The 1,172-nt window shown below is 62.6% G+C and carries 3 protein-coding genes; 1 reads left to right on the top strand and 2 read right to left on the bottom strand.

Going from position 1 to position 1,172, the window contains the following annotated elements; all coding sequences use genetic code 11:
- Together ABT116_RS48515 and ABT116_RS48510 are read right to left on the bottom strand one after the other, a co-directional pair.
- The coding region (locus ABT116_RS48515; protein WP_351647933.1) for a DUF3817 domain-containing protein at positions 1-251 on the bottom strand (251 nt) is incomplete at its 3' end.
- Positions 248-775: a TetR/AcrR family transcriptional regulator gene (locus tag ABT116_RS48510; RefSeq protein WP_351647931.1), complete on the bottom strand. Its 528-nt coding sequence runs from the start codon at positions 773-775 to the stop codon at positions 248-250. The genes ABT116_RS48515 and ABT116_RS48510, both read right to left, overlap by 4 nt.
- A 63-nt stretch (positions 776-838) precedes the next feature.
- On the opposite strand from ABT116_RS48510, the gene ABT116_RS48505 reads away from it, so the two are divergent.
- A partial coding sequence (locus ABT116_RS48505) for a lysophospholipid acyltransferase family protein (RefSeq protein WP_351647929.1) occupies positions 839-1,172 on the top strand: 334 nt, incomplete at its 3' end.

Genomic DNA, 1,172 nt, shown 5'->3' with positions numbered 1-1,172 from the left:
CTGAGACACGGCTCGTCCGCGCCGGTGTAGAACAGGCCGTGGATCTGACCGATGTAGAACAACCACGACGGTGCGTCCGCGGAATTGTCGAGAATCAGGTACTTGTAGACCATCTCACCGGTCAGGAACAGCAGCCAGAGGCCGGTGATCCAGGCGAGAACGCGGTATCGGACCAGCGCCGACGCAACCTTCTTCTGCTTTTCTGCGTTGACTGCGGGGGTAGCGATGCTCGCTTCCGAACCGGTACTCACGTCGTGCTCCTATCGGACTCGCGAGCGGCGAGCTGCGCAAGGTAGTCGTTGTATTCCAGCATTTGGCGGGCTTCAGGATCGTCGACGTCGAGGTTCACATCGTCGAACTCGGCCTGCGGGCGTTGCGGCAAGAGGTCGGCGGGAATCTCACGCGGCTCCGCGGCGGCTTCCTCGGCCTCGGCCTCTTCGGGGTCCACGTCTTCGAGCTGAACGAACTTGCGATACGCGTACACGACAAACGCCGCGAACAGCGGCCACTGGAACGCGTACCCGAGATTCTGTCCGGACCCTCCGACGGCTTCGAAGGCGAGGATGGGATCGAGTCTGTCGGTGAGATCGCGCAGGCCGTGTGAGGCGATTGCGGCAAGCAGGCTGTTGTGGGTCGGAAAGTATCTCCGCGGGGCGCCGTGCGACACGCCCGCGCGCCGCGCGATCTCCCGTAGCGTCAGTTCCGTGGCGCCGTCGACATCGAGAATCTCGACGCCGGTGGCGACAAGTGTTTCGCGAAGGCTGCTGACAGTCATGGAAGACAGTGTCTACTATTCTCGTCGTAGACACTGTCTACTAGACGGAAAAGGTGATGCCCTGTGCTCTATTGGCTGTTCAAATACGTCCTGATCGGCCCGGTCCTCTGGCTGTTCGGGCGGCCGACGATCGAGGGCCAGCACCACATCCCCAAGAAGGGGCCGGTGATTCTCGCCGGCAACCATCGGGCAGTCGTCGACTCGTTCTTCCTGGTTCTCATGGTGCGCCGACGCATCACCTTCGTCGCGAAGAGTGAATATTTCACCGGGACCGGTGTGAAGGGCGCGATGCAGCGCTGGTTCTTCGGTGGGGCCGGTCAGGTGCCGATCGACCGTAGCGGCGCCGACGCCTCCCGTGCGGCGTTGGACACGGCCATCGGGATTCTCGACAAGGGTG

It is taken from the genome of Streptomyces sp. NPDC002130 (assembly GCF_040296465.1).
GTDB lineage: Bacteria > Actinomycetota > Actinomycetes > Streptomycetales > Streptomycetaceae > Streptomyces.
Note: the sequence above shows the minus strand (reverse complement) of the source record. Positions and strands in the feature narration are given on the sequence as shown.

Coding starts and splice junctions, on each gene's coding strand:
- ABT116_RS48510 (WP_351647931.1), bottom strand. CDS start 775: ATGACTGTCAGCAGCCTTCGCGAAACACTTGTCGCCACCGGCGTCGAG.